The sequence below is a fragment of the Kitasatospora sp. NPDC001119 genome (genome assembly GCF_053598475.1).
In genome coordinates this window covers 1-25,159 of the sequence record NZ_JBSFKI010000014.1, presented here as the reverse complement: position 1 = coordinate 25,159, position 25,159 = coordinate 1, and the positions used below count along the sequence as shown (strand labels likewise).

21 protein-coding genes and 1 riboswitch are annotated in these 25,159 nt (G+C 73.5%); of the genes, 11 read left to right on the top strand and 10 right to left on the bottom strand.

From position 1 onward, the window contains the following. Positions 1-11: 11 nt before the first annotated feature. Together aroA and ACWDD9_RS18835 are read right to left on the bottom strand one after the other, a co-directional pair. On the bottom strand, positions 12-1,352 hold the full coding sequence (aroA, locus tag ACWDD9_RS18840) for a 3-phosphoshikimate 1-carboxyvinyltransferase (RefSeq protein ID WP_449812108.1): 1,341 nt from the start codon (positions 1,350-1,352) through the stop codon (positions 12-14). Between the two features lie 68 nt (positions 1,353-1,420). Beyond that, positions 1,421-2,146 (bottom strand): M50 family metallopeptidase, encoded by a 726-nt coding sequence (locus ACWDD9_RS18835; RefSeq protein WP_074001398.1) that lies wholly within the window; start codon positions 2,144-2,146, stop codon positions 1,421-1,423. Positions 2,147-2,296: 150 nt separating this feature from the next. Between ACWDD9_RS18835 and ACWDD9_RS18830 the strand changes: the two genes are divergently transcribed. From ACWDD9_RS18830 to def, 8 genes are all read left to right on the top strand, one after another. Further along, on the top strand, positions 2,297-3,049 hold the full coding sequence (locus ACWDD9_RS18830) for an SOS response-associated peptidase (protein WP_380778638.1): 753 nt from the start codon (positions 2,297-2,299) through the stop codon (positions 3,047-3,049). A 44-nt stretch (positions 3,050-3,093) separates the two neighbouring features. Beyond that, entirely contained in the window at positions 3,094-3,747 is a 654-nt protein-coding gene (locus ACWDD9_RS18825; RefSeq protein WP_074001400.1) for an alpha/beta hydrolase family protein, read from the top strand. 163 nt (positions 3,748-3,910) lie between these two features. Next, complete coding sequence (locus tag ACWDD9_RS18820) at positions 3,911-4,816, top strand: sigma-70 family RNA polymerase sigma factor (protein ID WP_074001401.1); 906 nt, start codon at positions 3,911-3,913, stop codon at positions 4,814-4,816. After that, positions 4,813-5,223, top strand: a complete 411-nt coding sequence (rsrA, locus tag ACWDD9_RS18815; RefSeq protein WP_079271878.1) for a mycothiol system anti-sigma-R factor — start codon at positions 4,813-4,815, stop codon at positions 5,221-5,223. The genes ACWDD9_RS18820 and rsrA overlap by 4 nt, the downstream gene beginning before the upstream one ends. 422 nt (positions 5,224-5,645) lie before the next feature. Beyond that, positions 5,646-7,085, top strand: a complete 1,440-nt coding sequence (locus ACWDD9_RS18810; protein WP_449812107.1) for an HD-GYP domain-containing protein — start codon at positions 5,646-5,648, stop codon at positions 7,083-7,085. 125 nt (positions 7,086-7,210) lie between these two features. Beyond that, entirely contained in the window at positions 7,211-8,533 is a 1,323-nt protein-coding gene (locus ACWDD9_RS18805) for an HD-GYP domain-containing protein (protein WP_449812106.1), read from the top strand. 326 nt (positions 8,534-8,859) lie between these two features. Further along, a complete protein-coding gene (locus ACWDD9_RS18800; protein WP_049652370.1) occupies positions 8,860-9,852 on the top strand; it encodes a tetratricopeptide repeat protein in 993 nt (330 codons plus the stop codon). A gap of 109 nt (positions 9,853-9,961) precedes the next feature. Then, complete coding sequence (gene def / locus ACWDD9_RS18795) at positions 9,962-10,537, top strand: peptide deformylase (protein ID WP_369808303.1); 576 nt, start codon at positions 9,962-9,964, stop codon at positions 10,535-10,537. A gap of 84 nt (positions 10,538-10,621) precedes the next feature. Here def and ACWDD9_RS18790 read toward each other — a convergent pair whose 3' ends face one another. From ACWDD9_RS18790 to ACWDD9_RS18780, 3 genes are all read right to left on the bottom strand, one after another. After that, positions 10,622-11,605, bottom strand: coding sequence for an NAD-dependent epimerase/dehydratase family protein (locus tag ACWDD9_RS18790; RefSeq protein ID WP_049652368.1), 984 nt, complete (start codon positions 11,603-11,605; stop codon positions 10,622-10,624). 71 nt (positions 11,606-11,676) lie between these two features. Further along, the gene (locus ACWDD9_RS18785) at positions 11,677-12,594 is read right to left on the bottom strand and encodes a PaaX family transcriptional regulator C-terminal domain-containing protein (protein WP_449812105.1); all 918 of its coding nucleotides are present in this window, start codon (positions 12,592-12,594) and stop codon (positions 11,677-11,679) included. 77 nt (positions 12,595-12,671) lie between these two features. Next, on the bottom strand, positions 12,672-13,163 hold the full coding sequence (locus ACWDD9_RS18780) for a YqeB family protein (RefSeq protein WP_143204491.1): 492 nt from the start codon (positions 13,161-13,163) through the stop codon (positions 12,672-12,674). A gap of 159 nt (positions 13,164-13,322) precedes the next feature. Between ACWDD9_RS18780 and ACWDD9_RS18775 the strand changes: the two genes are divergently transcribed. After that, complete coding sequence (locus tag ACWDD9_RS18775; RefSeq protein ID WP_449812162.1) at positions 13,323-13,796, top strand: SRPBCC family protein; 474 nt, start codon at positions 13,323-13,325, stop codon at positions 13,794-13,796. A 67-nt stretch (positions 13,797-13,863) separates the two neighbouring features. On the opposite strand, the gene ACWDD9_RS18770 is transcribed toward ACWDD9_RS18775, so the two are convergent. The 5 genes from ACWDD9_RS18770 to ACWDD9_RS18750 form a co-directional block, all read right to left on the bottom strand. Further along, complete coding sequence (locus tag ACWDD9_RS18770) at positions 13,864-14,859, bottom strand: ribonucleotide-diphosphate reductase subunit beta (RefSeq protein ID WP_074001568.1); 996 nt, start codon at positions 14,857-14,859, stop codon at positions 13,864-13,866. A gap of 20 nt (positions 14,860-14,879) precedes the next feature. After that, a complete protein-coding gene (locus ACWDD9_RS18765; RefSeq protein ID WP_049652373.1) occupies positions 14,880-17,291 on the bottom strand; it encodes a ribonucleoside-diphosphate reductase subunit alpha in 2,412 nt (803 codons plus the stop codon). Positions 17,292-17,484: 193 nt separating this feature from the next. Beyond that, positions 17,485-17,641, bottom strand: a riboswitch (cobalamin riboswitch). A gap of 49 nt (positions 17,642-17,690) precedes the next feature. Then, positions 17,691-19,382 carry a glycosyltransferase family 39 protein gene (locus tag ACWDD9_RS18760; RefSeq protein ID WP_449812104.1) on the bottom strand — a complete coding sequence of 564 codons (1,692 nt, stop codon included), beginning with the start codon at positions 19,380-19,382 and terminating at the stop codon, positions 17,691-17,693. Further along, positions 19,382-20,491, bottom strand: a complete 1,110-nt coding sequence (locus ACWDD9_RS18755) for a glycoside hydrolase family 26 protein (RefSeq protein ID WP_449812103.1) — start codon at positions 20,489-20,491, stop codon at positions 19,382-19,384. Before ACWDD9_RS18755 ends, ACWDD9_RS18760 begins: the two co-directional genes overlap by 1 nt. Positions 20,492-20,496: 5 nt before the next feature. After that, entirely contained in the window at positions 20,497-21,915 is a 1,419-nt protein-coding gene (locus ACWDD9_RS18750) for a glycosyltransferase family 2 protein (RefSeq protein ID WP_107086463.1), read from the bottom strand. 435 nt (positions 21,916-22,350) lie between these two features. On the opposite strand from ACWDD9_RS18750, the gene ACWDD9_RS18745 reads away from it, so the two are divergent. Together ACWDD9_RS18745 and ACWDD9_RS18740 are read left to right on the top strand one after the other, a co-directional pair. Continuing rightward, entirely contained in the window at positions 22,351-23,571 is a 1,221-nt protein-coding gene (locus ACWDD9_RS18745) for a GH12 family glycosyl hydrolase domain-containing protein (RefSeq protein ID WP_449812102.1), read from the top strand. Positions 23,572-23,665: 94 nt separating this feature from the next. Continuing rightward, positions 23,666-25,066 carry a LamG-like jellyroll fold domain-containing protein gene (locus ACWDD9_RS18740; protein WP_449812101.1) on the top strand — a complete coding sequence of 467 codons (1,401 nt, stop codon included), beginning with the start codon at positions 23,666-23,668 and terminating at the stop codon, positions 25,064-25,066. Positions 25,067-25,159: the final 93 nt, after the last annotated feature.

Sequence of the window (25,159 nt, the reverse complement as noted above, 5' to 3'; positions counted from 1 at the left end):
TCAGTCTCCGCTCAGACGCCCGCCGTCGCTTCCGCCGCTTCGCCGAGCAGTTCGGCCCACATCCCCGGGAAGTCGGGCAGGGTCTTGGCGGTGGTGGCCACGTTCTCGACCTCCACGCCGGGGACGGCGAGGCCGAGGACGGCGGCGGCGGTGGCGAGGCGGTGGTCCTCGTAGGTGTGGAAGACGCCCCCGTGCAGCGGGCGCGGGCGGATCCGCAGACCGTCCTCGGTCTCCGTGACGTCGCCGCCCAGGTCGTTGATCTCCTTGGCGAGCGCGGCGAGCCGGTCCGTCTCGTGCAGGCGCAGGTGCGCGATGCCGTACAGGTGGGACTCGGAGTCGGCGAGCGCGGCGACGGCGGCGATCACCGGGGTGAGCTCGCCGACGTCGTGCAGGTCGGCCTCGATGCCGTGGATCCGGCCGGTGCCGGTGAACTGCAGGCCCTCGTCGGTGAAGTCGCAGGCGCCACCCATCCGGGTGTAGATCTCGCGCAGCTGGTCACCGGGCTGGGAGGTGTGCTTGGGCCAGTCCCGCACGGTGACCCGGCCACCGGTGACCAGCGCGGCGCCGAAGAACGGCGCGGCGTTGGAGAGGTCCGGCTCGACCACCAGGTCGCGGCCGATCACGGCGCCCGGGGTGACCCGCCAGACGTCCTTCTCGCCGCCGTCCTCGGGGGCGTCGACCTGGGCGCCGGCCAGCCGCAGCATCTCCACGGTCATCCGGATGTGCGGCAGCGACGGGACCGGGCCGCCGACGTGGCGGACCTCGATGCCGTGGTTGTAGCGGGCGCCGGAGAGCAGCAGGGCGGAGACGAACTGGGACGAGGAGGAGGCGTCCAGCTCGACCGGGCCGCCGTCCAGCGAGCCGGTGCCGTGCACCGTCAGCGGGAAGGCACCGCGGCCGCCGTCCTCGATCCGGGCGCCGAGCGCGCGCAGGGCGTTGATCACGCCGTGCTGGGGGCGCTCGTAGCAGCGCGGGTCGCCGTCGAAGTGCACCGGGCCGTCGGCCAGGACGGCCAGCGGGGGCAGGAAGCGCATCACGGTGCCGGCGTTGCCGACGTCGACCGAGGCGGGGCCGAGCAGCGCGGGGGCGGGGATGATCCGCCAGGCCTCGCCGCCGCCGGTGCCGCCGGAGTCGTTGTTGACCTTCTCCTCGATGGTGACCCCGAGGGCGCGCAGGCCGTCGGCCATCAGCTGGGAGTCGCGGCTGCGCAGCGGGCGCCGCACCCAGCCCGGCCCGTCGGCGAGGGCCGCCAGCACCAGGGCCCGGTTGGTGACCGACTTGGAGCCGGGGATGGTGACGGTGGCGTCGACGGGGCTGGTCGCGACGGGGGCGGGCCACAGGGTCTCGGTCATGGGGCAAGTCTAGGGGCCGTACGGAAACGTTCTCGGCGCGCGGCCGGGCGGCGGGAGGCCCGGTGGGCTCACTGCAGGGGCTGGAGCAGCCAGGCGGCGCCGAGGGCGAGGCAGGCGAGGGCGACGAGCAGGAAGACGGTGACCCAGGCGAGGGCGGGGACGTGGGTGAGCCGGGCGAGCTGGTCGGCGTCGGAGTCGCGGGCCCAGCCGATCCGCCGCTGGTGCTGGAGCTCCAGGACGGGGCGGACGGCGCCGAGGAGCAGGAACCAGCAGCCGAGGTAGGCGAAGCCGGCCTGGACCTCGGCGCTGCCGAACCAGGAGACCAGGAAGAAGGCGCCGCCGGCGACCAGCACGGTGAGGAAGCCGAAGGCGTTGCGGATGCGCAGGAGCAGGGCGAGCAGCAGCACGATCGCCAGCCAGAGCAGCAGGGTGATCCGGTCGGCGGCGAGCAGGGCGGCGCAGCCGAGGCCGAGCAGGGCGGGGGCGGTGTAGCCGGCGGCGGCGGTGAGGACCATGCCGGGGCCGGTGGGGCGGCCGTAGGAGAGGGTGAGTCCGGAGGTGTCCGAGTGCAGCCGGATGCCGGCCAGTTTGCGGCCGGTGACCAGGGCGATCAGGCCGTGGCCGCCCTCGTGGGCGATGGTCACGGCGTTGCGGGCGACGTGCCAGAGCGGGCGGGCCAGGACGGTGAGCAGGGCGGCGGCGCCGGTGGCCAGGACCAGCCAGCCGGGCGGGGCGGCCTGGGTGCCGGTCACCTGGTTCCACAGGTCGCCGAGGGTCTGGTCGTTCGCGTTCATCGGGGTCTCTCCGCCTCCGTCCGTCGTACCGGGCCGCCGTGTGGGCCGTTCGGGGCAGCCTCCCATGCGGGGACGGGCGGGAGGCAGGGGGTGGTTCTGGTCCGTGGATGAACAGGTCCTGAGGAGCGGCGGCATGGCAAGCTGGCCCGCATGTGCGGTCGGTTCGCAGCGAGCAGCAAGCCCGGGGACGTCGTCGAGCTGTTCGGCGTCGAGCACTGGGACCCCGAGGAGACCCTGGACCCGAACTGGAACGTCGCGCCGACCAACAGCGCGTTCGTGGTGCTGGAGCGGCTGGGCCGGGAGCGGCCGCGGCCGGTGCGCCAGCTGCGGGTGCTGCGCTGGGGGCTGGTGCCGCAGTGGTCGAACTCCGCCGAGACGGCGGTGAAGATGATCAACGCCCGGTCGGACACGGTGCACGAGAAGCCCTCGTACCGGCAGGCCTTCGCCGCCCGCCGGTGCATCCTGCCGGTGGACGGCTACTACGAGTGGCAGACGGTCCCGGGGGAGCGCGGCAAGGCCCGCAAGAAGCCGTACTTCGTGTCCCGGGCGGACGGTGCCCCGCTGGCGCTGGCCGGGCTGTACGAGTTCTGGCGCAACCGGGCGGTGCCGCCGGGGCACCCGGAGGCCTGGCTGGTGACGTTCACGATCGTCACCACGGACGCCGAGGAGCTGCTGGCGCCGATCCACGAGCGGATGCCGCTGTTCCTGGACCGGGGGGACTGGGACGAGTGGCTGGACCCGCGGCTGACCGACCCGGACGGGCTGCGCCGGCTGCTGATACCCCCGCCGCCGGGCGCGCTGGTGGCCACCCCGGTGTCGCCGGCGGTCGGCAGCATCCGCAACAACGGCCCGGAGCTCAAGGAGCCGTGGGCCGAGCCCGAGTACGAGACCACCCTGTTCTGAACCGCCTGTTCCGACCTTTTGCGAACGTTCCGGGAGACGTCGAGATGAGCACCACCGAACCGGTCCGCACCGAAGCGGTCCCCACCGGGGCCGGGGAGGCCCGGATCACCTACCACCGGGCCGCGAAGCCGGTGGCCGTCCTGGCCCTCGGCCACGGCGCGGGCGGCGGGATCGAGGCCAGGGACCTGGTGGCGCTGGCCGCGAAGCTGCCGGCCCGGGGGATCACCGTGGCGCTGGTCGAGCAGCCCTGGCGGGTGGCGGGCCGGAGGCTGGGCCCGGCGCCGAAGACGCTGGACGTGGGCTGGCGGCCGGTGGCCGAGCGGCTGGCCGGGCAGGGGCTGCCGCTGGTGGTCGGCGGGCGCAGCGCGGGGGCGCGGGTGGCCTGCCGGACGGGCGCGGCGACCGGGGCGGTCGGGGTGGTGGCGCTGGCGTTCCCGCTGCACCCGCCGGGCCGGCCGGAGAAGAGCCGGGCGGAGGAGCTGCTGGGGTCCGGGCTGCCGACGCTGGTGGTGCAGAGCGCGGCGGACCCGTTCGGCGGGCCGGTGGAGTTCCCGGAGCTGCCGCAGGGGCACGAGCTGGTGGCGGTGCCGTACGGCAGCCACGGCTTCGAGGTGCCCAAGCGGGCGCCGGTGGGGCAGGACGAGGTGCTGGACCTGATCTGCTCGGCGGTGGGGGACTGGGTGCTGCGGCTGGTGTGAGGCCGTGGGGCGGTCCGGCTCCGGCTCCGGCTTCGGGGCCGTGAGCAGGGAGTTTCCATTCGCTCACTCGTGCGAGTGAATGGCGCCCGGGGACGGGAATGCGGGCGGGGCGCGTGTGGTTGTCGTCTCCGTCAGCAGGAGTCACCGGTGAGAGGCAGGGCAGATGGGTTCGATCGCGTGCCCCGAACGGCCTGAGGAGCGCGAGGCCACCGCGGCGTTCGCCCCCTCCTGGTCGGACTGGATCGACGCGGGCGAGAAGCCCGTCAGCCCGATATCCTCCATTTCTGGGCGGCCCGCCGTGGGCCGTGCCCGTCATGCCGAGGAGGTGGGTCCGGTCGTCGGGACCGAGCACGAGGCCGATCCGGGCCGTGGCCCGGGCGACGCCCTGCCCGCGGGCGAGGCGCTCACCGGTGAGGAGCTGGCCGAGGCGATCGGTGAGGACACCTACCGGGTGTCGGCGGAGGAGAGCGAGGAGGCCCGGCGGGAGCGCTTCGAGCGCGACGCCCTGGGCTACCTGGATCCGATGTACTCGGCGGCGCTGCGCATGACGCGCAACCCGGCCGACGCGGAGGACCTGCTCCAGGAGGCGTTCGCCAAGGCGTACGCGTCCTTCCACCAGTTCCGTGAGGGGACGAACCTCAAGGCCTGGCTGTACCGCATCCTCACCAACACGTTCATCAACTCGTACCGCAAGAAGCAGCGGGAGCCCCAGCGCACCGCGGCGGAGGAGATCGAGGACTGGCAGCTGGCCCGGGCCGAGTCGCACATGTCGACCGGTCTGCGCTCGGCCGAGACCCAGGCGCTCGACCACCTCCCCGACAGCGATGTGAAGGACGCGCTCCAGGCCATCCCGGAGGAATTCCGGATCGCCGTCTATCTCGCGGACGTAGAAGGCTTTGCGTACAAGGAGATCGCGGACATCATGGGTACTCCCATCGGTACGGTGATGTCCCGGCTGCACCGCGGCCGCCGTCAGCTGCGCGGCATGCTGGAGGATTACGCCCGTGAGCGCGGGCTCGTCCCGGCCGGCAGCGGGGCAGGGCAGGAAGCGAAGGGCTCGGGCTCATGAGCTGCGGCGATCCGCACGAAACCGAGTGTGGCGAGGTCCTCGACCACCTCTATGAATTCCTCGACAACGAGATGGCCGAGGGTGACTGCGCCAAGTTGCGGGTGCACTTCGAGGAGTGCTCACCCTGCCTGAAGCAGTACGGGCTGGAGCAGGCGATCAAGGCGTTGATCAAGCGTTCCTGCGGGTGCGACGACACCCCGACCGACCTGCGCAGCAAGGTGCTGGCCAGGATCGACTCGATCCGGGCCGGGCAGCGCTCGGGCGAGCAGGTGGTGGTCGCCGTGGAGACCACCGTCGAGCTGCACGTCGAGTCGGCCCGGCCGGCGCCCAGGCCGGGCGGGGCGGGCGAGGCGGAGACGGCCGGGCGCTCGGGCGCTCCGGTCGAGGCCGGCGCCCCCGCGGAGTGACGACCCGTCGGGCGAACGCCCGTACGGCGGCCGACTCCTTGGTCGACCGCCGGGGGCGGTAGCCCCGCGGCCCGCCGGTGAGGGCGGGCCGGACGGTTCGGGCACGTCCGGGCGGGTGTCGGGCGGGTTCAGGGCAAGGGCAACAGCGGCCCCGGGAGTACACACTCCCGGGGCCGCTCCCGTTCTGCTCGCATGCGCCGTCACTCGTTCGAGTGAGCTGGCGGTGCGCCAACTGCGCCATTGCGCCATCATGCGTCCCCATGTCCGGAGGGCGGCCTATTCTCCTGACGGACACTCACCGTCGGTCCGCCCGACGCGCTGAGGCAACACGGGGTCCGTACGGCGGGGAGGTCGAGATCGCTACCGACTGTGGAGGCTCGACCCTGCCGCGAGGGGCGGCGCGCTACCTGGTGGTGGTGCCGGTGGCGGCGCTGTGCTGCCTGGTGCCGCTGCTGCCCGCCGCGGCCGCCCCCGGGGGGCCGCACTGGCTCGGCGCACCGGTGGACTGGCCCAAGGTCGCGCTGCTGGCCTTCCTGCACGGCTGCTGGGAGTCCCTGGCCCAGGGCCTGCCCACGCCCTGCCTGGTGCTGGTGCGCCGGCTGCTGCGCCAGCCGGCGCTGCCCGAGCGGACGCCCGCCCGGCCCGGGGTGAACACCTTCTTCCCGGTGCTGTTCGCCGGGGTGCTGATGCTCCCGCCGGCCGCCGCCGCCCTGGTCGCCGCCCCGGCCGCGCTGCTCGGCGGGCCGAGCGGGCGCGGCTGCCGCCCGCGCCAGCTGTTCAACGGCTCCCAGCTCGCGCTGTGCGCCTTCGCCTCCTCCGTCGCCTTCCACCTGCTGCACGGCCCGCAGCTGCTGCTCGGCTCCCGCTTCCCGGCCGCACTGCTGCCCGGATTCGCCGCCGTCGCGGTGTTCTGCCTGGTCAACGGGGTGGTGGTGGGCGTCATGCTGATGCTCAGCGAGGGCCGCCGGCCCGGGGTGCTGCTGAGCGGGGCGCACGCGTCCTGCGGGCTGCCGGTGCTGGTGCACGCGGCCGGCGGGCTGATGGTCGCGGTGCTCTGGCAGGGCCCGTACGGCGCGTTCGCGGCGCTGCTCGCGCTGCTGCCGCTGTCCATCTCGGCCTGGGTGTTCGCCCAGGGCCAGCGCGAGCGGGACGCCCACCAGGCCACCGTGCAGTCGCTGGTGCAGGCCGTGGAGATCAAGGACTCCTACACCCGGGGCCACAGCGAACGGGTAGGCCGGGCCTCGGTGCTGATCGCCACTCAGCTCGGCATGGAGGCCGAGCGGCTGCGCACCCTGCGCTTCGCGGGCATCCTGCACGACGTCGGCAAGCTCGGCGTGGCCACCGAGCTGCTGCGCAGAAACGGTCCCCTGACCGAGGCCGAGCGCCGGGCGGTGGAGATCCACCCGGTGTACGGGTACGAGCTGGTACGCGGGATCGACTTCCTCGGCGAGGCGCACGCCGGGATCCTGCACCACCACGAGCGGCTGGACGGCCGGGGCTACCCGAGCGGGCTGGCCGGCGAGCAGATCCCCGAGTTCGCCCGGATCATCTCGGTCGCCGACGCCTTCGACTCGATGACCTCCACCCGCTCCTACCGGCGCGGCCGCCCGGTCGGCGAGGCGGTCGCGGAGCTGGAGCGCTGCTCGGGCAGCCAGTTCGACCCGGTGATGGTGCGGGCGCTGATCGACGCGCTGGCCGGGTACGACTGGCAGCCGGTGGTGCACTCCGAGGACTCCATCGAGGCGGTTCCGGACATCCCGCTCGGGGTGCCCGAGCCGGTCCGGGCCGCCCCGGGCCAGGCCGTCCCGGGCCGGGTGCCGCCCCAGGGCGGCGGGACCGTCCCCGCGGCCGGGCAGCCGTGAGGGCCCCCGGGCGGGCGGCTGCCGGGCGGGCGGCCTCCGGTGGCGCGGCCTCCGGTGGTGCCGGTGCCGCCGCCGGGCGGGAGCTGTTCGGGCCCGGGGTGTCCGGGCCCCGGGCACTGCGGCGCGTGGTCCTCGGCCGCGCGCCCTGCGGGCGCACCGCGCGAGCGGTGCACGCGGCGGCCGCCGCGCTGCTGGCGCTCGCGCTGGGCGCGGTCGCGCTGCGTGGGGTCGCGGAGCCCCGGGTCGCGCTGGCGTTCACCGTGCTGATCGCGCTCGGCGAATGCGTCCGCATCACCCTTCCGGGGGATCGGGAACAGGCGCCGATCGGCGCGGCCGGTGCGCTGGCGTACGCCCTGCTCGGGCCGCTGCGCGGGGTGCCGACCGCGCACGGGACGCTCCAGGTGGTCGCGGTGACCGGGGCCGGCCTGCTGCTGGGCCGGCTGGCCGGCCTCGTCCTGCCGGACCGGGCCCTGCCGGACGGCCCCGGGCGCCCGCACCGCCGTCCGCCCTGGGCCGATCCGGCCCGCCGTGACGGCGCCGCCCGCCGGGTGCTCGCCGTCGGCTTCGCGGGCGCCGTCTTCCAGCCGCTCTACAACGGCGGCATGGTCGACCGCTTCTCGCCCGAGGGCCCGGCGTACGGGGTGTTCCTGACCGCCGTCGCCGCGCTGGCCGCGCTCTGCGACGCGACCCTGGCGGCGCTGCTGCGCCGCTCCGGCGGCGGGCTGCGGTTCCCGGCGGCGCTGGAGGACGAGCTGCGCTCGCTGTTCGGCATCGGCTCGGCGATCGTCGCCACCGGGATGCTGGTCAGCCTCGCGGCCGGCGAGGTCGGGCTGTGGGCGCTGCCGCTGTTCTGCACCCCGCTGCTGCTCGCCCAGGTGTCCTTCCGGCGCGCCGCCGCCGTGCGGGCCACCACCGGACAGACCATCGCCAGCCTCGCCCGGGCCACCGAGGTGGCCGGGTACACCCCGCACGGGCACGCGCGCCGGGTCGCGGACACGGCGTGCGCGCTGGGCCGCGAGCTGGGTCTGGGCACCCGCGAGCTCGCCCTGCTGGAGTACGCCGCGCTGATGCACGACGTCGGCCAGCTGTCCCTGGTCGAACCGGTGCCGGACGGCGCCACCGCGCTGCTGCCCGAGGCCGAGCAGCAGCGGATCGCCCGCCTCGGCAGCGAGGTGATCAGCCGCACCGGGGTGCCCCGGCAGGTCGCCGAGCAGGTCGCCCGGCTGGCCGACCCGTGCACCGGGCCCGCCTCCGGCGACGGCCCGGTGCCGCTCGCCTCCCGGATCATCCGGGTCGCCAACGCCCACGACGACCTGCTCACGGCGGCCCGCGGCCGGGGCGTCGGCGAGGCCGTCGGGCGGCTGGAGGCGCTGGAGGCCCTGCGGCTGGGCCGGGGCCGGGTCTACAACGCCCGCGTGGTGGACGCCCTGGCCAGGGTGGGCGGCTAGCGCCCGTCCTCGAACTCGGGTCCGCGGGGCCCGTACGGCCGGGCGGAGCAGGGTCTGCGGGCCCGTACGGCCCGGGCCGTCGGCCGCCGCCGCGGGGCCCGGGATGCGGGTTCCGGCCGTCAGGGGTTGAGCGGGCGGCATCGGACAGGCAGGCTGGGGAGGGGCGGGCCCCAACCTCGGCGGTGGGGAGCGCGGGCGGGGGCGGGCGTGGTTGGATGCGGTCGTAGCGTGGAACACCGACCCGGGGCACCGGGCCCGGGCGCCCTCCGAGGCGGTACGGGCACGGTGGCACGGGACTTGAGCGGACGACGACGGCAGGGACGAACGTGAGGATCTTCCACCGGGCACGGCACCGGCCGTCCGCCACCTGGCGGCAGACGACCGACCGGGCCTTCACGCTGATCGGCGACGGCCGCTACGAGGACGCCGGCGCCCTGCTGGTGATGGCCGCCGACCTGGAGCCGTGGCTCTCCGACTCCTGGTTCAACCTCGCCCTGCTGCACAAGTTCCGCCGGGACTGGGAGCAGGCCCGCTCGGCCGGCCTGCGCGCCGTCGCCCTGCTGGACCGCGAGCACGGCGCCCCGGACTGGTGGAACCTCGGCATCACCGCCACCGCCCTCCAGGACTGGCCGCTGGCCCGCCGCGCCTGGCAGGCGTACGGGCTGAAGCTGTCCGGCGGCCCCGGCGCGCAGCCGGACGGCCCGGTCAGCCTGGACCTCGGCACCACCCCGGTGCGGCTGTCCCCGGACGGCGAGTCCGAGGTGGTCTGGGGCCGCCGGCTGGACCCGGCCCGGATCGAGGTGCTGTCCATCCCGCTGCCCTCCTCCGGCCGCCGCTGGGGCGAGGTGGTGCTGCACGACGGCGCCCCGCACGGCGAGCGGGTCACCGACGGCGTCGCCTACCCGGTGTTCGACGAGATCGAGCTGTGGGCGCCCTCCCCGGTGCCGACGTACGTGGTGCTGCTGCAGGCCGCCACCGCCGGGGACCGGGACGCGCTGGAGCGGCTGGTCGCCGACGCCGGCTACGCGGCCGAGGACTGGACCTCCTCGGTGCGGCTGCTGTGCCGTGCCTGCTCGGAGAGCCGGATGGCCTCCGACGACGGGGTCGCCGCCCACCACGACCCGCACGACGACGGTGACGCCGCCCACCCCGGCCACCTCAGCCACCTCAGCCAGGGCGGTGCGGCCGGGATGTCCTGGCTGGTCGAGCGCGAGTGCGGGATCGCCGCCCCGGCCCACCTGGTGCGCACCCTGCTGGACCGCTGGGTCGCGTCCGCCCCGGGAAGCCGGGCGTACCGGGACCTCGAAGAAGTGTGCTGAGTACCCTGGTGAGGTAACGCGTACACCGACGGAAGCGGAAGACATGGCGGAGCAGGCCGAGCAGCACGAGCACGAGCACGACGTGGAGGGGACGGCGGCCGAGGCGCCCGTGAAGGTGATCGGTGAGGAGCCCGACCTCAGCAAGGGCACCGCCCGTCCGATCACCGTCGTCGGCAACCCGGTGCTGCACCGCGAGGTCAAGGACGTCACCGTCTTCGACGGCGAGCTGTCCGCGCTGATCGACGACATGTTCCAGTCGATGTACGCCGCCGAGGGTGTCGGCCTCGCCGCCAACCAGATCGGCGTCGACCTCAAGGTCTTCGTCTACGACTGCCCGGACGACGAGGGCGTGCGCCACATCGGCCACGTGATCAACCCCGTGCTGGAGGAGTACCCGGCCGACCGCCGCCGCGTCCTAGACGACGGCAACGAGGGCTGCCTCTCCGTCCCGACCGCCTACGCCGAGCTGGCCCGCCCGGACTACGCCGCGGTCACCGGCGTCGACAAGGACGGTCAGCCGATCCGCGTCGAGGGCACCGGCTTCTTCTCGCGCTGCCTCCAGCACGAGACCGACCACCTCTACGGCACCCTCTACATCGACAAGCTGTCGAAGCGGGACCGCAAGGACGCCCTGAAGCAGATGGCCGAGGGCACCCCGAAGTACGCGACCGTGGCGAACGACTGACGGTCCGTCGCACGCGAGGGCCGGGACACCGCTGGTGTCCCGGCCCTCGGCGTTCCGTGGGGCGGTTTCGTGCGGGGGAGCGGCTCAGGACTCGCCGTGCTGGCCGCGGGAGAAGATGGTCGGGCTGCCGGGGAGCTCCGGGTTCGCGCCGAGGTGGTCGGCCAGGTCGCGCACCCCCTCGGCGAGCGAGACCGCCGGCCGGTAGCCGAGGCCCTGGAGCTTGGAGATGTCGCCGACCAGCCGGTAGGTGTCGTCCTCGATCTCCGGGATCACGCTGACCTCGGGGGTGACGCCGGTGGCCTCGCCGATCGTGTTGACGAGGTCGCGCATCGAGACCTCCGTACCGGAGCCGATGTTGAACACCTCGCCCAGCTCGGCCCGGTCGGCGATCGTCAGCAGCCCCTGGACCAGGTCGGTGACGTGGACGAAGTCGCGGGTCTTCCGGTCGATGTCGCCCACGATCTGGATGGGCTGGTGGTTGAGGTGCCAGCGCAGGAACCGGCCGACCTCGACCATCGCCTCGTGCGGGTTCTCACCCGGCCCGTAGACGCAGAACGGGCGGCCGACCACCACCGGCAGACCGCAGGCGCGGTGGAGCGCCAGGCAGGTGATCTCGCCGCTGAGCTTCGACGCGCCGTACGGGACGAAGGGGCGGGTCGGGTGGTCCTCGTCCATGGGGAATTTCCGCGGAGTTCCGTAGACGGACGCGGACGAGACGTAGACGACCCGGCGGACGGACGCCTTGAGGAGGGCCTCGGCGAAGATCAGGGTGCCGAGTGCGTTGATCTCGAAGTCGAGGCGCGGCTGCGTCACCGACAGCGTGCCGTTCGCGTTCGCGGCGACATGGAAGACCAGGTCGGCGTCGTCCACGGCCTCGGCGACGGCGTCGACCTCGCGGATGTCCAGCAGGTGCAGGGTGGTCCCGGACGGCGCCGAGATGCTCGTCGCGGTGCGGGCGTTGTCGATGATCGCCACCTCTTTCCCGAGAAAGAGAAGGGCGCTGGTCAGGTGCCTTCCGACGAAACCCAATCCGCCCGACACCAATACCTTGTCGTATTCTTCGAGCATATTATCGATATATCAAGCCTCGAACATATTCGCGATCCGGGAATTCGGAATCGCGTCCGTCCGGGTGAAAATCAGGCGGACAGGTGTTGTCCCGGTTCGTGTTGTCCCGGTTCCTGGCGCTCCGGCTCGGGGTGTTCCGGCTCGTGGTGCTCCGGCTCCGTGTCGAAGGCGCGGAAGAGCGAGAGGTCGGGGGTGCGGCCGCGGATCGCGGTCCAGGCCTCGTCGAAGTCGCGCCGGACCCCGGACGGCGGCCACGGGGCGGGCCGCAGCTCCGGGGGGAGGAGCGGGTCGAGCTCCAGGGCGTGGGTGAAGGCCTCGGCCAGGCGCAGCGCGGTGGCGACGAGTTCGACGGAGCCGCGGTCGGGGCCGAGGGGCTCCTCGGCCAGTGCGTCGGCGAGGGGCCGGTAGGCCTCGACCGTCCCGGCCGCGGGCCAGAGGTGCTCGGCGGTGGCGGCGGGGCCGGTGAAGCCCCGGCCGGTCAGGCGGGTGGCCTCCGCCGTGACCAGGTAGGCGTCGACGGTCGCCGCCGAGGCCTCGGCGGCGAGTTCGTCGAGCAGGTCGTGCGGGCTGACGTAGGCGCCAGGGGCGAGCGGGGCGGCGCCGAGCCGGGTCAGCGCGGTGCGCAGGGCGTCGCGTTCCGCCCGGTGCCGCTCGGGGACGGAGAAGGTGTAGAGGCGCCACAGTCCGTCCCAGGGGGCGCGCCCGGCGTCCTGGGTGTAGGCGAGCGCGACGAGCCGGACGTCCAGGTCCGAGCGGAGCCGGCCCGCGTCGGTCAGGACGAGCCGGCCCTTGCGGCCCCGCCCCTCCTGCCGCAGGACGCCCGCCGCCTCCAGCCGCCGTACGGCCAGCCGTACCGGCTGGTCCGACAGGCCGGCCGCCGCGGCGACGTCGTAGACGTAGTCGAGCGGGGCCGCGCCCTGCGGGTCGAAGCAGGCCTCGACGACCGTGCGCGGCGCGGGTCGGTACGGCGCGGCGTTGTCTGCGGACACGGGAGACCTCGGTTCTCGATCACGGGGCCCGGGGCTGGGGCCGTCCGGTCAATGTGCCACATCCGGCACGCGGGGCCTCAGGCGCCTTCCCAGGGGTAGCCGTGGCGGCGGAAGGCCGAGGCGATGGCCGCCTTCCCGCCCTCGACGTCGTCGTCGAAGAGGACCCGGCCGACCGGTGACTCGATCCGCACCTTGCCGCCGTGGCGGAAGACGCCGCCGACCTGGTCCCGGGTGATCACCCGGCTGTCGTCGCCCTCGACGACGGTGATGCTCTCGTCCGAGATGCGCAGCGTGGCGGCGTGGTAGGTGACGAACATCCCGACCACGAGCCCGACGGCGGCGAGCGCCACCGGTCGGCCGATCACCATGGCCGGGGAGGTGAACGAGCCCAGGAAGCGCACGGTGTCCGCGTAGGGGATCGGGTGCCGGGCGGCGAACTGGAGGAGCCACGGGACGGCGAAGCCGAGGCCGGCGCCGACCGCGCCGCAGAAGGCCCAGATGACCACCTTGGTGTCGAGGGGCATCCGGAGCTCGGTCACGGCGGACTGGGCGCCGGTATCTTTCGTCATGCGTACGACCGTAGCAGATTCGATAGGTTCGGGGGTGTGGCCGGAGGCGCTCCGGGGCGGGGCGGCGGCCCCGGTGTCACGTTTCCGACGGCTCCCCGGTCCATCTGTCGGGCGCGGTGGCCGCAGTCCGCGCCGCCGACCGAGAGAGGGGACATGACCATGGAGACCCTGACCGTCCGACGCGTCATCGCCGCACCGATCGAGGACGTGTTCGACTGGTGCGCCACCACCACCAACTACACCCGCTTCCCGCTCATCCTCCGGGCCCGCCTGGCCCGGCCGGGCGCCGGTGCGCCGTACGGCGTGGGGGCGGTGCGGGTGCACACCTGGGCGATCGGCTGGTTCCGCGAGCGGGTCACCGCGTACAACCGGCCGTACGGCTTCGACTACACGGTCGAGCGCAGCCTGCCGCCGTCCCGGCACGAACTCGGCCGGATGACCTTCACCGAGGTCCCCGGCGGGACCGAGGTCGCGTGGACGACCACCTTCCAGGTCCGCCTGCCCTTCGGCGCGGCCCTCACCCGGGCCCTGGCCAAGCCGGTCATCGCCCACACCTTCGGCCGCATCCTCGCCGCCGCCGACGCCGACCTCACCGCCGGCCGCCGGCGGGCCGGGAACGGCGACGCCGGGTGACGGCGCGCAACGACAGAGGTGCCCCGCACGGCCGAGCCGTGCGGGGCACCTCTGTCGTATCTGTGGCTTAGAAGTCGTCGTCGAAGGCGACGGAGCCCTCGACGGCGACCTGGTACGCCGAGACGCGGCGCTCGAAGAAGTTGGTCAGCTCCTGGACGTTCTGGAGCTCCATGAAGCCGAACGGGTTCGTCGACCCGTAGCGGATCGGCAGGCCCAGGCGGGCCAGGCGCTGGTCCGCCACGGCCTGCAGGTACTCGCGCATCGAGGCGGTGTTCATGCCGGGCAGGCCGTCGCCGCACAGGTCCTGGGCGAACTGGAGCTCGGCCTCGACGGCCTCCTCCAGCATCTCCGTGACCTGCTTGGCCATCTCGTCGTCGAAGAGGTCGGGCTCCTCCTCGCGGACGGTGTCGACCACCGACATCGCGAAGTCCATGTGCATGGACTCGTCGCGGAACACCCAGTTGGTGCCCGTGGCCAGGCCGTGCAGCAGGCCGCGCGAACGGAACCAGTACACGTAGGCGAAGGCGCCGTAGAAGAACAGGCCCTCCACACAAGCCGCGAAGCAGATCAGGTTCAGGAGGAACGCGCGGCGGTCCTCCTTGGTCTGCAGCGAGTCGATGTGGTCGACCGCGTTCATGTACTTGAAGCAGAACTGCGCCTTCTGGCGGATGGAGGGGATGTTCTCCACCGCGGCGAAGGCCGCGTTGCGGTCCTCCGGGTCGGGCAGGTAGGTGTCCAGCAGCGTCAGGTAGAACTGGACGTGCACGGCCTCTTCGAACAGCTGCCGCGAGAGGTACAGGCGCGCCTCGGGCGAGTTGATGTGCTTGTAGAGGCTCAGCACCACGTTGTTGGAGACGATCGAGTCGCCCGTCGCGAAGAACGCGACCAGCCGGCCGATGAGGTGGCGCTCGCCCTCGCTGAGCTTCGCCAGGTCGGCGACGTCGGAGTGCAGGTCCACCTCCTCGACGGTCCAGGTGTTCTTGATCGCGTCCCGGTACCGGTCGTAGAACGACGGGTAGCGCATCGGGCGCAGGGTCAGCTCGAAGCCGGGGTCGAGCAGCATCTTGCGGTCTTCGGGGGTGGTCACTGGCAGGCCTCGCAGGACTCGGGGTTCTCCAGGGAGCAGGCGATGGCGGCTTCCTGCTCCGGGGTGAGGGAGGGGGTGTTCACGGGCACCGGCGCCGGCGCGGCGGCACGGGCGGTGCCGGACGCGGCCTGGGCGATGCGGGTGGCCGGGCGCGAACGCAGGTAGTAGGTGGTCTTCAGACCCACCTTCCACGCGTAGGCGTACATCGAGCTGAGCTTGCCGATGGTCGGCGCCGCCATGAACAGGTTCAGGGACTGGCTCTGGTCCAGGTACGGCATACGGGCCGCGGCCAGGTCGATCAGCGCGCGCTGCGGCAGCTCCCAGGCCGTCCGGTACAGCGAACGGACCCCGGCGGGCAGCCAGTTCAGGTCCTGGACGGAGCCGTTGGCGTCGCGCAGGGCGTCGCGGGTCTGCTGGTCCCAGACGCCGAGCTCCTTGAGCTCGCGCACCAGGTACGGGTTGACCTGGAGGAACTCGCCGGACAGCGTCTCGCGCTTGAACAGGTTGGACACCTGCGGCTCGATGCACTCGTACACGCCGGCGATGGACGCGATGGTCGCGGTCGGCGCGATGGCCAGCAGCAGCGAGTTGCGCAGGCCGGTCTCGGCGATCCGGGCGCGCAGCGCCGTCCAGCGGTCGGCCCACTGCGGGGCGGCCGTCGGGAAGTGGTCGATGTGCAGCTCGCCGCGGGCGGCGCGGGTCTCGCCGTACGCCTCGTGGCGGCCGAGCTGCTCGGCCAGGTCGGCGGAGCGCTCGTACGCGGTGAGCATGATGCGCTCGGCGATCAGCGTGGACAGGCGGGCGGCCTCGGCGGAGTCGAAGTCGATCCGCAGCTTGAAGAAGACGTCCTGGAGGCCCATCACGCCGAGGCCGACCGGCCGCCAGCGGGAGTTGGAGGTGCCGGCCTCGGTGGTCGGGTAGAAGTTGATGTCCACCACGCGGTCGAGGAACGTCACGGCCGTGCGGACGGTGGCGTCGAGGCGCTCCCAGTCCATGGCGCCGAGCAGGTCGTCGACCGTGGCACCGGGGGCCACGTGGGCGCCGAGGTTGACCGAGCCGAGGTTGCAGACGGCGGTCTCGGAGTCGTCCGTGACCTCCAGGATCTCCGTGCACAGGTTGGAGGAGTGCACGGTGCGGCCCGGCAGGGCGGTCTGGTTGGCGGCGCGGTTGGAGGCGTCCTTGAAGGTCATCCAGCCGTTGCCGGTCTGCGCCAGGGTGCGCATCATGCGGGCGTACAGGGTCTGCGCCGGGATGGTGCGGACGGCCTTGCCGGCCAGCTCGGCCTTGCGGTAGGCCTCGTCGAAGTCGGCGCCCCACAGGTCGACCAGCTCCGGCACGTCGGCCGGGGAGAACAGCGACCAGTCCTGGTTGGCGTTGACCCGGCGCATGAACTCGTCCGGGATCCAGTGCGCCAGGTTGAGGTTGTGGGTGCGGCGGGCCTCTTCGCCGGTGTTGTCGCGGAGCTCCAGGAACTCCTCGATGTCGGCGTGCCAGGTCTCCAGGTAGACGCAGGCCGCGCCCTTGCGGCGGCCGCCCTGGTTGACGGCGGCGACCGAGGAGTCGAGGGTGCGCAGGAACGGCACGATGCCGTTGGACTTGCCGTTGGTGCCGCGGATCAGGCTGCCGCGCGAGCGGATGCGCGAGTAGGACAGGCCGATGCCGCCGGCGTGCTTGGACAGGCGGGCGATCTGCGCGTAGCGGTTGTAGATCGAGTCCAGGTTGTCCAGCGGCGAGTCGAGCAGGTAGCAGCTCGACATCTGCGGGTGCCGGGTGCCGGAGTTGAACAGCGTCGGCGAGGAGGTCAGGTACTCCAGGCGGCTCATCAGGCCGTACAGCTCGGCCACCTCGCGCACCGACTGCTCGCTGTCGCCGACCGCCAGGCCGCAGGCGACGCGGAGCAGGAAGTGCTGCGGGGTCTCGATCACCTTGCGGGTGATCGGGTGGCGCAGCAGGTAGCGGGACTGCACGGTGCGCAGGCCGAAGTACTCGAAGCGGTCGTCGCCGGCGGTGTCGATCAGCGCGTCCAGGGCGGCGGCGTGCTTGGCGACGAAGTCCGCGGTGGTGTCGCCGATCAGGCCCTCGGTGTGGCCGACGGCGATCGAGGCGGAGAAGGACACCGAGCCCTGGCTGTTCGCCTCGTCGACGATCTCCAGCGCGAGCAGGCGGGCGGCCAGCTTCGAGTACTGGGGGTCCTCGGCGATCATCGACGCGGCGGCGTCCACGGCCAGCCCGCGCAGCTCGGCGAAGTCCGAGCCGGCGTGGCGGCCGCGCAGCGCGGCGGCGGCGACATGGCCGGGGTCGACCTCGGTGAGGTCGGTGCTGCGGTCGGTGAGCAGCCGCAGCAGCGCGCCCCCGGGGTCGGAGACCGTCGGGTCGGTGAAGGCGGTACCGGAGCCCTGGGCGGGCAGGGTGGCTGAGGCAGCGGTGGTCAAGGCGCTCTCTCCTGGCGGCGATCGGCGGCGGTGCTCGGGGGGCCACCGGGCCGATCTGGGCAGGGGAGCACGGCGCGAACGCAAAAAAGCGTCGCGCGAGGTGACTCCCCGGCCCGCCCGCGAGGCCCGGAGGGGTACTGCTGGTGCCGGCGCGGCCTCTGCGGGAGGGCCGTGGCGCACGCCGTCGGCAGGTACTCGGACTCGCGGGGTGCGGCTGCTGGAGCCGCCCGCTCACCGCTGCGGGGCAGTCCCGGATTCGCACCGGGTTCCCCTGCATCGACAGCAGAAGCGAGCATACATGTTGTGCCGCCGGACTGCGGCGGCACCATATGTTGTGCCTGTCGTGTCGCGGATGTGCGTGGGCCGGGCGGCCGGTCAGTGCTTCAGATAGACCTTGTACGTGCTCGAATCGCCGGTCGGCGAGGTGAATTGGGCGACCAGCCGGTAGTGTCCGGCGGCGCCCAGGGCCTCGCCCAGGGCCCGGTCGGTGGCCCTCGGCGCGGTGCTGTCGAGGACGACCATGGTGAACCAGCCGTCCCGGATCGCGGCGACGCTGCCGTCGTCGCCGTGGTGCTCGACGCCGGCCCCGTCGCGGTAGTCCGTGCCGGCGCGCGCGGAGACCCACTGCTCGGGCTTGGAGACGCCGCCGAGGTAGTACTCGGCGAGTCCGTCGACCTCGGTGAGGTAGCGGCCCTGGGGCTCCGTGTGGACCCGCAGGACGGCCAGCAGGCGGCCGGAGTCGGGCCCGTTCTGGTAGCGCAGCGCGGACTGCTCCAGGCCGAGGGCGAGCAGGGCGACCCAGACCAGGATGCCGAGCTGGGGGTGGCGGAAGTGGGCGCCGACCAGCCGGGTCAGGCCGACCCCGGCGAGCGGGGCGGCCAGCAGCATGCCGTAGCCGAGATGGCGGAACAGCGCGCCGGAGGTGCCGGTCCACAGGTGGGCGGCGGGGACCAGCAGGGCGGTGGCGGTCAGGACGGCCCCGAGCAGGGCGCGCCGGCCCCGGGTGGTGGGGAGGGGCTCCTTCTCCGGCGCGTCGTGCTCGGGCATCTGTTCGCGGCGCGCGTAGGCGATGGTGCCGGCCACCGCGAGGACGGTGAACAGGCCGGCCCACTGGAGCGTGCCGAGCAGGACCGAGCCGGCCGAGCCGGGGGCGTTGCCGCGCGAGGGCGACCACCCGGCGACCTTGCCGAGGGTGCCGTACGGGAGCAGCAGGACGAGGGTGCCGAGGGCCGTCAGCAGTGAGCGCAGGGCGGCCGGGCCCACCCGGTGGTACGGCCGGGCGCAGGCGAAGGCGAGGGCCACCAGGGCGGGGACGGCGAAGGCCGCGGAGTAGGCCGTGGCGCAGGCCAGCGCCGTGGGCGGGGCGGCGAGCAGGGCCAGGGCCGGATGGCGGCCTGCCGTGAACACCGTGGTCCAGGCCGCGAGGGCGACCAGCAGGACGGCGAGGGACTCGGGCGCGGCGTAGAAGCCGACCACCACGGTGGACTGGAGGACGGCGTACCCGGCGATGGCGCAGATGGCGACCCGCTCGTTGAACAGCCGCCGGGTCAGCGAGTACAGCAGGACCGTGGTGAGCAGCGCGAAGCCGAGGCTGAGCAGCCGGGTGCCCCAGATGCCGTTGGCGTCGGCGGCGGCGCCGGCCAGCGGCGGGTAGAGCCAGGGCGAGCCGTGCACCCGGTCGACCAGGTCGGTGGTGACCGGGGTGCCGTGCAGCAGGTGGGCCAGCTGCTGGCGGCCGGCGACCATGGCGGCGGCCTCGTCGGGGTGCGCGGCGGCCAGCAGGCGCAGCGAGAGGGCGGCCTGGACGGTGAGGACGGCGCCCAGCAGCCCGCGGGCGATCCAGCGGCGCCGGGGGCTGGTGCCCGGGTCCCAGCCGATCGCGGGGACCCGCGGGATGGTGTACGGGGCCAGCTCGACGCCGTCGGGGTTGTCGACCGCCACGGCGGGGCGCGGACCGTCGGGGCTGTCCACCGCCACGGCGCCGGGCCCGTCCGGGTCCGGCTCGGCGGCCGGGTCGTGGGCGGAGCGGCCGTGCGGGACGGGGGAGAACTCGGACTCAGTGCTCATCAGGGGTTCCGGATGTCGAAGCCGTAACGGGGGTCGGACACGCGCTGCTTGAACGCGGCGAGGGTGTCCGGCACGGCCTCGACCCGCCAGTCCGCCCGCTTGACGATGTTGAACCAGACGAAGCCGACGATGTCGTCGTGCGCCTCCAGCCCGGAGAACAGCTGGTCGATGTCCGCGTGCTGGCGCTTGCCCTGCTCGGAGGCGGTCTCGCTGATGAAGAAGGGCTTCTGGGAGAAGCCGCGGATCTCGGCCATGGTCGGGCCGTAGAGCGCGTCGAAGGTCTTGGGCCCGGTCTTGGTGAAGTAGCCGGTCATGCCGGCCCAGTCGACGTAGGTGTCGCCGGGGTAGTACGGCTCCAGGCGGGTGTTGGGCGCGGGGTCGGTGATGTTGGGGCTCCAGACCCAGATCACGTTGGTGGCGCCGGCCTGGTCGAAGAGGTCGTGGACGTGGCGCCAGGCGGCCACGAAGTCCTCGGGGGTGGCGGCCTGACGGCCCCACGGGTACCAGTCGCCGTTCATCTCGTGGGCGATGCTGACGGCGATCGGCAGGTTGAACTTGGCCACGGCCTTGGCGACGCCGCGCACGTAGTCGTCGGTGTCGCCGGCCGCGATCGAGGCGAGCGAGCGGTCGTGCGGCTCCCAGGCCATGAAGGGCAGCGCCCCGGCGTCGTGGATCCGGCGGGCGCCCGCGGTGTCGAAGCCGCCCTTCCAGTGGGCGTAGAACTCCAGGACGTTGGGCTGCTTGCCGATCGCGTCGCGGTAGCCGGGCAGCGCGTCCATCGTGGCGGGGACGTCGGGCAGGGCGGCGCCGAGGTACTTGTGGCTCGGCCTGAGCAGTGGCGTGACGTCGTACGGGACGCCGGCCGGCAGGGCCTTGGGCGTGGCGGGCGCGGCCGGTGCGGTGCCCCCCGCGGCGGGGGTCGCGCCCGGAGCGCCGGGGGCGCCGGGGGCCGGGGTGGCGGCCGGGGCGGCCTGGGCGAGGTCCTTCTGCATCGCGAAGCCGGGGTCCTCGGGGCCGCACGCGGTGGTGAGCAGCAGGCCGGCGGCGGCCAGCAGCGGGAGCGCCAGCCGGTGACGGAGCCGGCCGGCCCGTCTCGGGTGGGCGGTCATGGCGATCACACTGCTTCCGTCGGGCGGGGCTGGACGAGGACCCGGCCCACGATGGTGGCGTAGAAGAGGCCGGAGGCGAGGACGAGGGCGAAGTTCAGCGGGCCCATGGTGAGCATCCGCCAGATGCTCAGCAGCACCCAGAGCAGGGCGGTTCCGCCGCCCCAGGCGATGACGCCGATCCAGAACCGCCGGGTCCTGTTCCGCTTGGCGCCGCTGGAGCCGGTCGGCTGCCAGGCCATCCGGTTGCGGCGCACGATGTCCCAGATGGCGAAGACGTGCGCCCAGCCGTACATCATGCGGGCGGCCCAGGCCTCCAGCCGGTAGGGGTTGCGGTGCCAGAGCGGGAAGATGACCGTCGCGTAGAGCAGGCCGGGCAGCACCAGCGCGGTGTTCTCCCAGCGGATCAGGTCGGGGCGGGCGAGCAGCAGGACGATCGGGATGAGCGGTGAGACGACGGTGAACAGCGCCGTGTGGATGTAGTAGAAGAAGCCGGACAGGTAGCAGGCCCGGGTGATCGGCCGCAGCTTGGTCTGCCAGAACTTCTTGCTGCCGAGCAGGCTCATCGAGCCGGTGCACCAGCGGTACTGCTGGTTGAAGAAGCCGCCGACGTTGTCCGGGCAGACGCCGGTGGCCAGCGCGACGGGTATGTACTGGAGGTCCCAGCCGAGGCGGCGCAGGTCGAACCCGGTGTGCACGTCCTCGGAGTGGCCGATCAGCGTGGTGCCGCCGTTCTCCTCCAGCGCCGCGCGCCGGTACACCGCGCAACTGCCCACGCAGATGGCGCCGTCGCTGCGCTGCCGGGAGACCTGGACGGTCCGGTAGAACAGCTCCTGGACGGCGCCGGCGCCGCGCTCGATCCAGTTCTGCGAGTCCAGGATGCGGAAGAACTGCGGGGACTGGACGATGCCGAGGCGGGGGTCGGCCTCCATGTAGGGGAGCATCTCGTTCAGCAGGTCCGGCCGGGGCGCGAAGTCGGCGTCCAGGATGAGGATGTAGTCGCTGTCGGAGTTGCGGAAGCCGAACTGGAGGTTGCCGGCCTTCTTGAACCAGCCGAGCTTGTCGCGGGTGCCGTACACGAACCCGAAGTCGACGGCCATCTGCGCGAGTTGCGGGCTGTTGCTGTCGTCGAGGACGTACGGGGTGACGTCGCCCGGGTACTGGTCGCGGAGCCGGGCGACGTGCGTCCAGGTGTTGTGCAGGACCTCGATCGGCTCGCCGGCGACCGGGAGGAAGATGTCGACGGTCGGATGGTGCTCGGGCTGCCAGGACTTGACCAGGGCCCGGTGGGCGGAGAGGTCGAAGGTCTCGTTGAAGCCGTGCACCCAGCGGGATATCAGGTAGTAGACGATGGTGAAGGCGAGCGGCGGTATGAAGAAGAGGAACCACGGCGTCGCGCTCAGCAGCCCGATCTCGCTGGCCACCATGCAGGCGAAGCTGATGAGGGAGAAGCAGGTCAGCACCCACAGGTTGGTGCGGGCGTAGAGGTACTTCTCGGTGTTGTCCGGGGGTTGGGGGAGCAGCCCCCACCGGTTGCGGGCGGCCGGGCCGCGCCGGCTGCGGCGTCGTGAGACCGGCGGCTGACCGCTTCCCGCGAGTCGCGCGCTCTCGGTGACAGTCACGTGCTCTACTCCCCCGAAGCCGTACTGAGTCTGAACCGTCCCCGGGTGGTGGCCGTTGTCGCTCGGGCACCAGGGGACGCCAGGATCGTACGGGACCGATCGCTCTGCGTCCGCTTCCCCCTGTTCGACCGGCCGCCCGGAACCGATATCGAGCTCCGATCGTGATGTGAACGGGGGTGCGGCCGGAGCGCCTGTGTACGGTTGTCCGTTCGACGGGCGAGGACGGTTCGGGGGAGAGCGATGGGCATCGAGGACGGCGCGGCCGGGCGCGTGGCGCGGGGCCTGCGGGCGGTCGCCGCCTTCGGTGCGGTCGCCGCGCTGCTGGCCGGGTGCAGCGGCGACGTCGGGGCGGTGGAGCCGCCGGCCGGCCCGGCGACGGCGCTGTCCGGGCCGGGCATCTGCTCGACCGCGCAGGAGCCGTTCCCCAAGCTGGCGATGGACGGCGGCGCCAAGATCCTCGAACCGAACCCGTGGAACACCGCGGGCACGGTCTGCGTGGACCCGGTCGGGGACAGCGGGTTCACGGTGTCCCGGATCAACGACTTCGTCCCGAAGAACCCGCTCGCCCCGGGCGCCTACCCCAACGTCTCGACCGCCCCGGGCGCGAGCGGACTGCCGGTGCCGGTCAGCGCGCTCGGCGACGCCACCGCCGACTGGGACGCCAACGGCCGGGTGAGCGGCTCCTTCAACCTCTCCTTCGACCTCTGGTACGGCTCCAGCCCGGACAACTGCCTGCCGGGGGAGAGCGCCGAGGTGATGATCTGGCTGGACGCCACCGACAACGTGCGGCCCGCCGGCGACAAGGTGGCGGACGCCCTGCCGTTCGGGGACGCGAGCTACCACGTCTACCAGGCGCCGATCACCGGCCCGCACAGCGTGATCAGCTACGTCCGCACGGCACCCACCCACACCACCCGCGGCCTCGACCTGCGGCTGTTCACCGCCGACGCGATGGCGCGCGGCTACGTCCCGAAGAGCTCCTACCTCTGCCGGGTGCAGGCGGGGTTCGAGGTCTGGAGCGGCGGGACCGGCCTGCGCAGCAACTCCTTCGCCTTCCACAACCGGGTCGGCCTGCCGGCCGGCGAGGTCCCGGCGGGCGCCCCGGGGATCTGCCTGCGGCACGGCGGCGGCGGGACCGCCGGCAGCCCGGTGACCGTCGGATCCTGCGGCGACCAGGCCGTCTTGACCGGGTGGACGGTGGGCAACGACGGCTCGCTGCGCGGCGGGGCGGCCTGCCTGGCGCCGGGCGCCGACCGCTCCTCGGTGACCCTGGCCGAGTGCACCGGCGGCTCGGCCCAGCGCTGGGTCACCGCCCCCGGGCAGCGGCTGAAGCACCCGGACACCGGGCTGTGCCTGGGCACCGCGGGCGGGGCGCTCGCGGACGGCACGGCGGTGCTCCTGCGCCCGTGCGCGGACACCGTCTCGCAGCGCTGGAAGCTGCCCTACAACGGGGTCGCGTGAGCCGGCGTCGCACCCGGGAAACCCCGGCCGTGCTGACGTTTCGTCCGCGCACCCCCCATGGGCGTGTCGGGGTGGATGCCCTAGCATTCGGGCCATGAGCGATCGACCGGTACCGAGTGGCGAGCCGGGCCAGCCCGCCACGCCACCGCAGCAGGCACCGGCCGGGGGGCCCGCTCCGGCCACCGGTGTGCCACCGCAGTTCCCGAGCGGAGCCTTCGGCCCCGCGTCCGGCTACGGGCCGCCGCCCGCACCCGCGCAGCCCCAGCAGATGACGCCGCATCCGGTCGCGCAGCCGGTGCCGCCGGTGCCGCACCAGGGCGGCGGACCCGCCCCGGTGGCGCCGGGGCCGGTGCAGCCCGGTCCGGTGGCGCCGCAGCCCGGCCCGGTGGCACCACAACCCGTCCAGCCGCAGGCGGTTCAGCCGCAGCCGCAGGCACCGATGCCGCAGCCCGGGCCGGCCGTCGGGCAGCCCTTCCCGCCGGGCCCGCAGCCGGGCCAGCCGCAGCCGGGCCAGCCCGTGGCGCACTGGCAGCAGCAGGGCGGCTTCCAGCCGCCCGTCCCCCCGCCCGGCCCGGCGGTCTCCCCGGCCGGCACGCCGAACTGGGAGGCGCTGGCCGAGCAGAACGAGCAGTCCGCCAAGCGCGGCCGCAGGCTCAAGCTGATCGGCGTGGTGACCGCGGTGGTCGTGGTGGCCGCCGCCGGTGGCGGCGGGTACTGGTACTACCAGCACGGCAAGGAGAAGACGCCGGTGCCCCACGGCGCCGGCTCGCCGACCCCGACGGTCACCGGCCCCTCGAACACGACGAGCGCGCCGCCGCTCAAGGGCATCGACAGCCCGCCGACCGTCGGCTCGCTGCCCGCCAAGAAGGGCGCGGCCGCGCTCAACCTGGGGGCGGACGCCAAGCAGGGGACGATGGCCGGGTTCTCCGGACAGGTCCTCAAACTGCCCAGCGGCCAGGACTCGTTCGCCTCGACCTCCACGTCGGTCGTCGAGGTCAACAAGAGCTTCACCGTCTCCGCGCGGGTGCTGGTCGACGTGCCCAACGGCAACCGCAGCGCGGTCAGCCAGGGCGACGGCCAGTACTACTCGTTCGCGCTGGGCCGGGCCGGCAACAACGGGCACGACCAGTGGTACTTCAAGGTCCAGGTGCCGGGCGGCGGTTCGGCGATCGCCTGGTCCAAGGGCGACGCGACGGTCAATCAGTGGGTGCTGCTGACCGGCGTGTACGACGACCCGTCGGGCCAGCTCACCCTGTACGTCAACGGCGCTCCGCAGTCCTCGGCCAAGTCGGCCGGGGTGCAGCCGAGCGGCAGCAACTCCCTCCAGGTCGGCCGGCTGAGCTCCAACTCGCAGTGGGCCGACCCCTGGCACGGCGCCGTCGCCGACATCCAGGTGTGGGACCAGGTGCTGCCCGAGGCCGACATCGTCAAGATCGTGGCCGGCCCGAGCTCGCCGCCGTCCATCGCGCCGACCGGCGCCTGGCTCGGCGGCTAGGGCCTGTCTTCGAACTCCCGTCGTCCGCCCGGAGGGCGGGCGGGGCGGCGTTGGGGTGCGTGCATCGCAAGGCGGAGGAGGGAGCCACTGCGG

Bases quoted from the DNA above. Each gene is read 5' to 3' on its own strand.
- aroA (WP_449812108.1), bottom strand. From the start codon at position 1,352: ATGACCGAGACCCTGTGGCCCGCCCCCGTCGCGACCAGCCCCGTCGAC.
- ACWDD9_RS18830 (WP_380778638.1), top strand. From the start codon at position 2,297: ATGTGCGGTCGGTTCGCAGCGAGCAGCAAGCCCGGGGACGTCGTCGAG.
- ACWDD9_RS18835 (WP_074001398.1), bottom strand. From the start codon at position 2,146: ATGAACGCGAACGACCAGACCCTCGGCGACCTGTGGAACCAGGTGACC.
- ACWDD9_RS18775 (WP_449812162.1), top strand. From the start codon at position 13,323: ATGGAGACCCTGACCGTCCGACGCGTCATCGCCGCACCGATCGAGGAC.
- ACWDD9_RS18755 (WP_449812103.1), bottom strand. From the start codon at position 20,491: ATGACCGCCCACCCGAGACGGGCCGGCCGGCTCCGTCACCGGCTGGCG.
- ACWDD9_RS18770 (WP_074001568.1), bottom strand. From the start codon at position 14,859: ATGCTGCTCGACCCCGGCTTCGAGCTGACCCTGCGCCCGATGCGCTAC.
- ACWDD9_RS18820 (WP_074001401.1), top strand. From the start codon at position 3,911: ATGGGTTCGATCGCGTGCCCCGAACGGCCTGAGGAGCGCGAGGCCACC.
- ACWDD9_RS18745 (WP_449812102.1), top strand. From the start codon at position 22,351: ATGGGCATCGAGGACGGCGCGGCCGGGCGCGTGGCGCGGGGCCTGCGG.
- ACWDD9_RS18740 (WP_449812101.1), top strand. From the start codon at position 23,666: ATGAGCGATCGACCGGTACCGAGTGGCGAGCCGGGCCAGCCCGCCACG.
- ACWDD9_RS18750 (WP_107086463.1), bottom strand. From the start codon at position 21,915: ATGGTGGCCAGCGAGATCGGGCTGCTGAGCGCGACGCCGTGGTTCCTC.
- rsrA (WP_079271878.1), top strand. From the start codon at position 4,813: ATGAGCTGCGGCGATCCGCACGAAACCGAGTGTGGCGAGGTCCTCGAC.
- ACWDD9_RS18790 (WP_049652368.1), bottom strand. From the start codon at position 11,605: ATGCTCGAAGAATACGACAAGGTATTGGTGTCGGGCGGATTGGGTTTC.
- ACWDD9_RS18825 (WP_074001400.1), top strand. From the start codon at position 3,094: ATGAGCACCACCGAACCGGTCCGCACCGAAGCGGTCCCCACCGGGGCC.
- ACWDD9_RS18780 (WP_143204491.1), bottom strand. From the start codon at position 13,163: ATGACGAAAGATACCGGCGCCCAGTCCGCCGTGACCGAGCTCCGGATG.
- ACWDD9_RS18760 (WP_449812104.1), bottom strand. From the start codon at position 19,382: ATGAGCACTGAGTCCGAGTTCTCCCCCGTCCCGCACGGCCGCTCCGCC.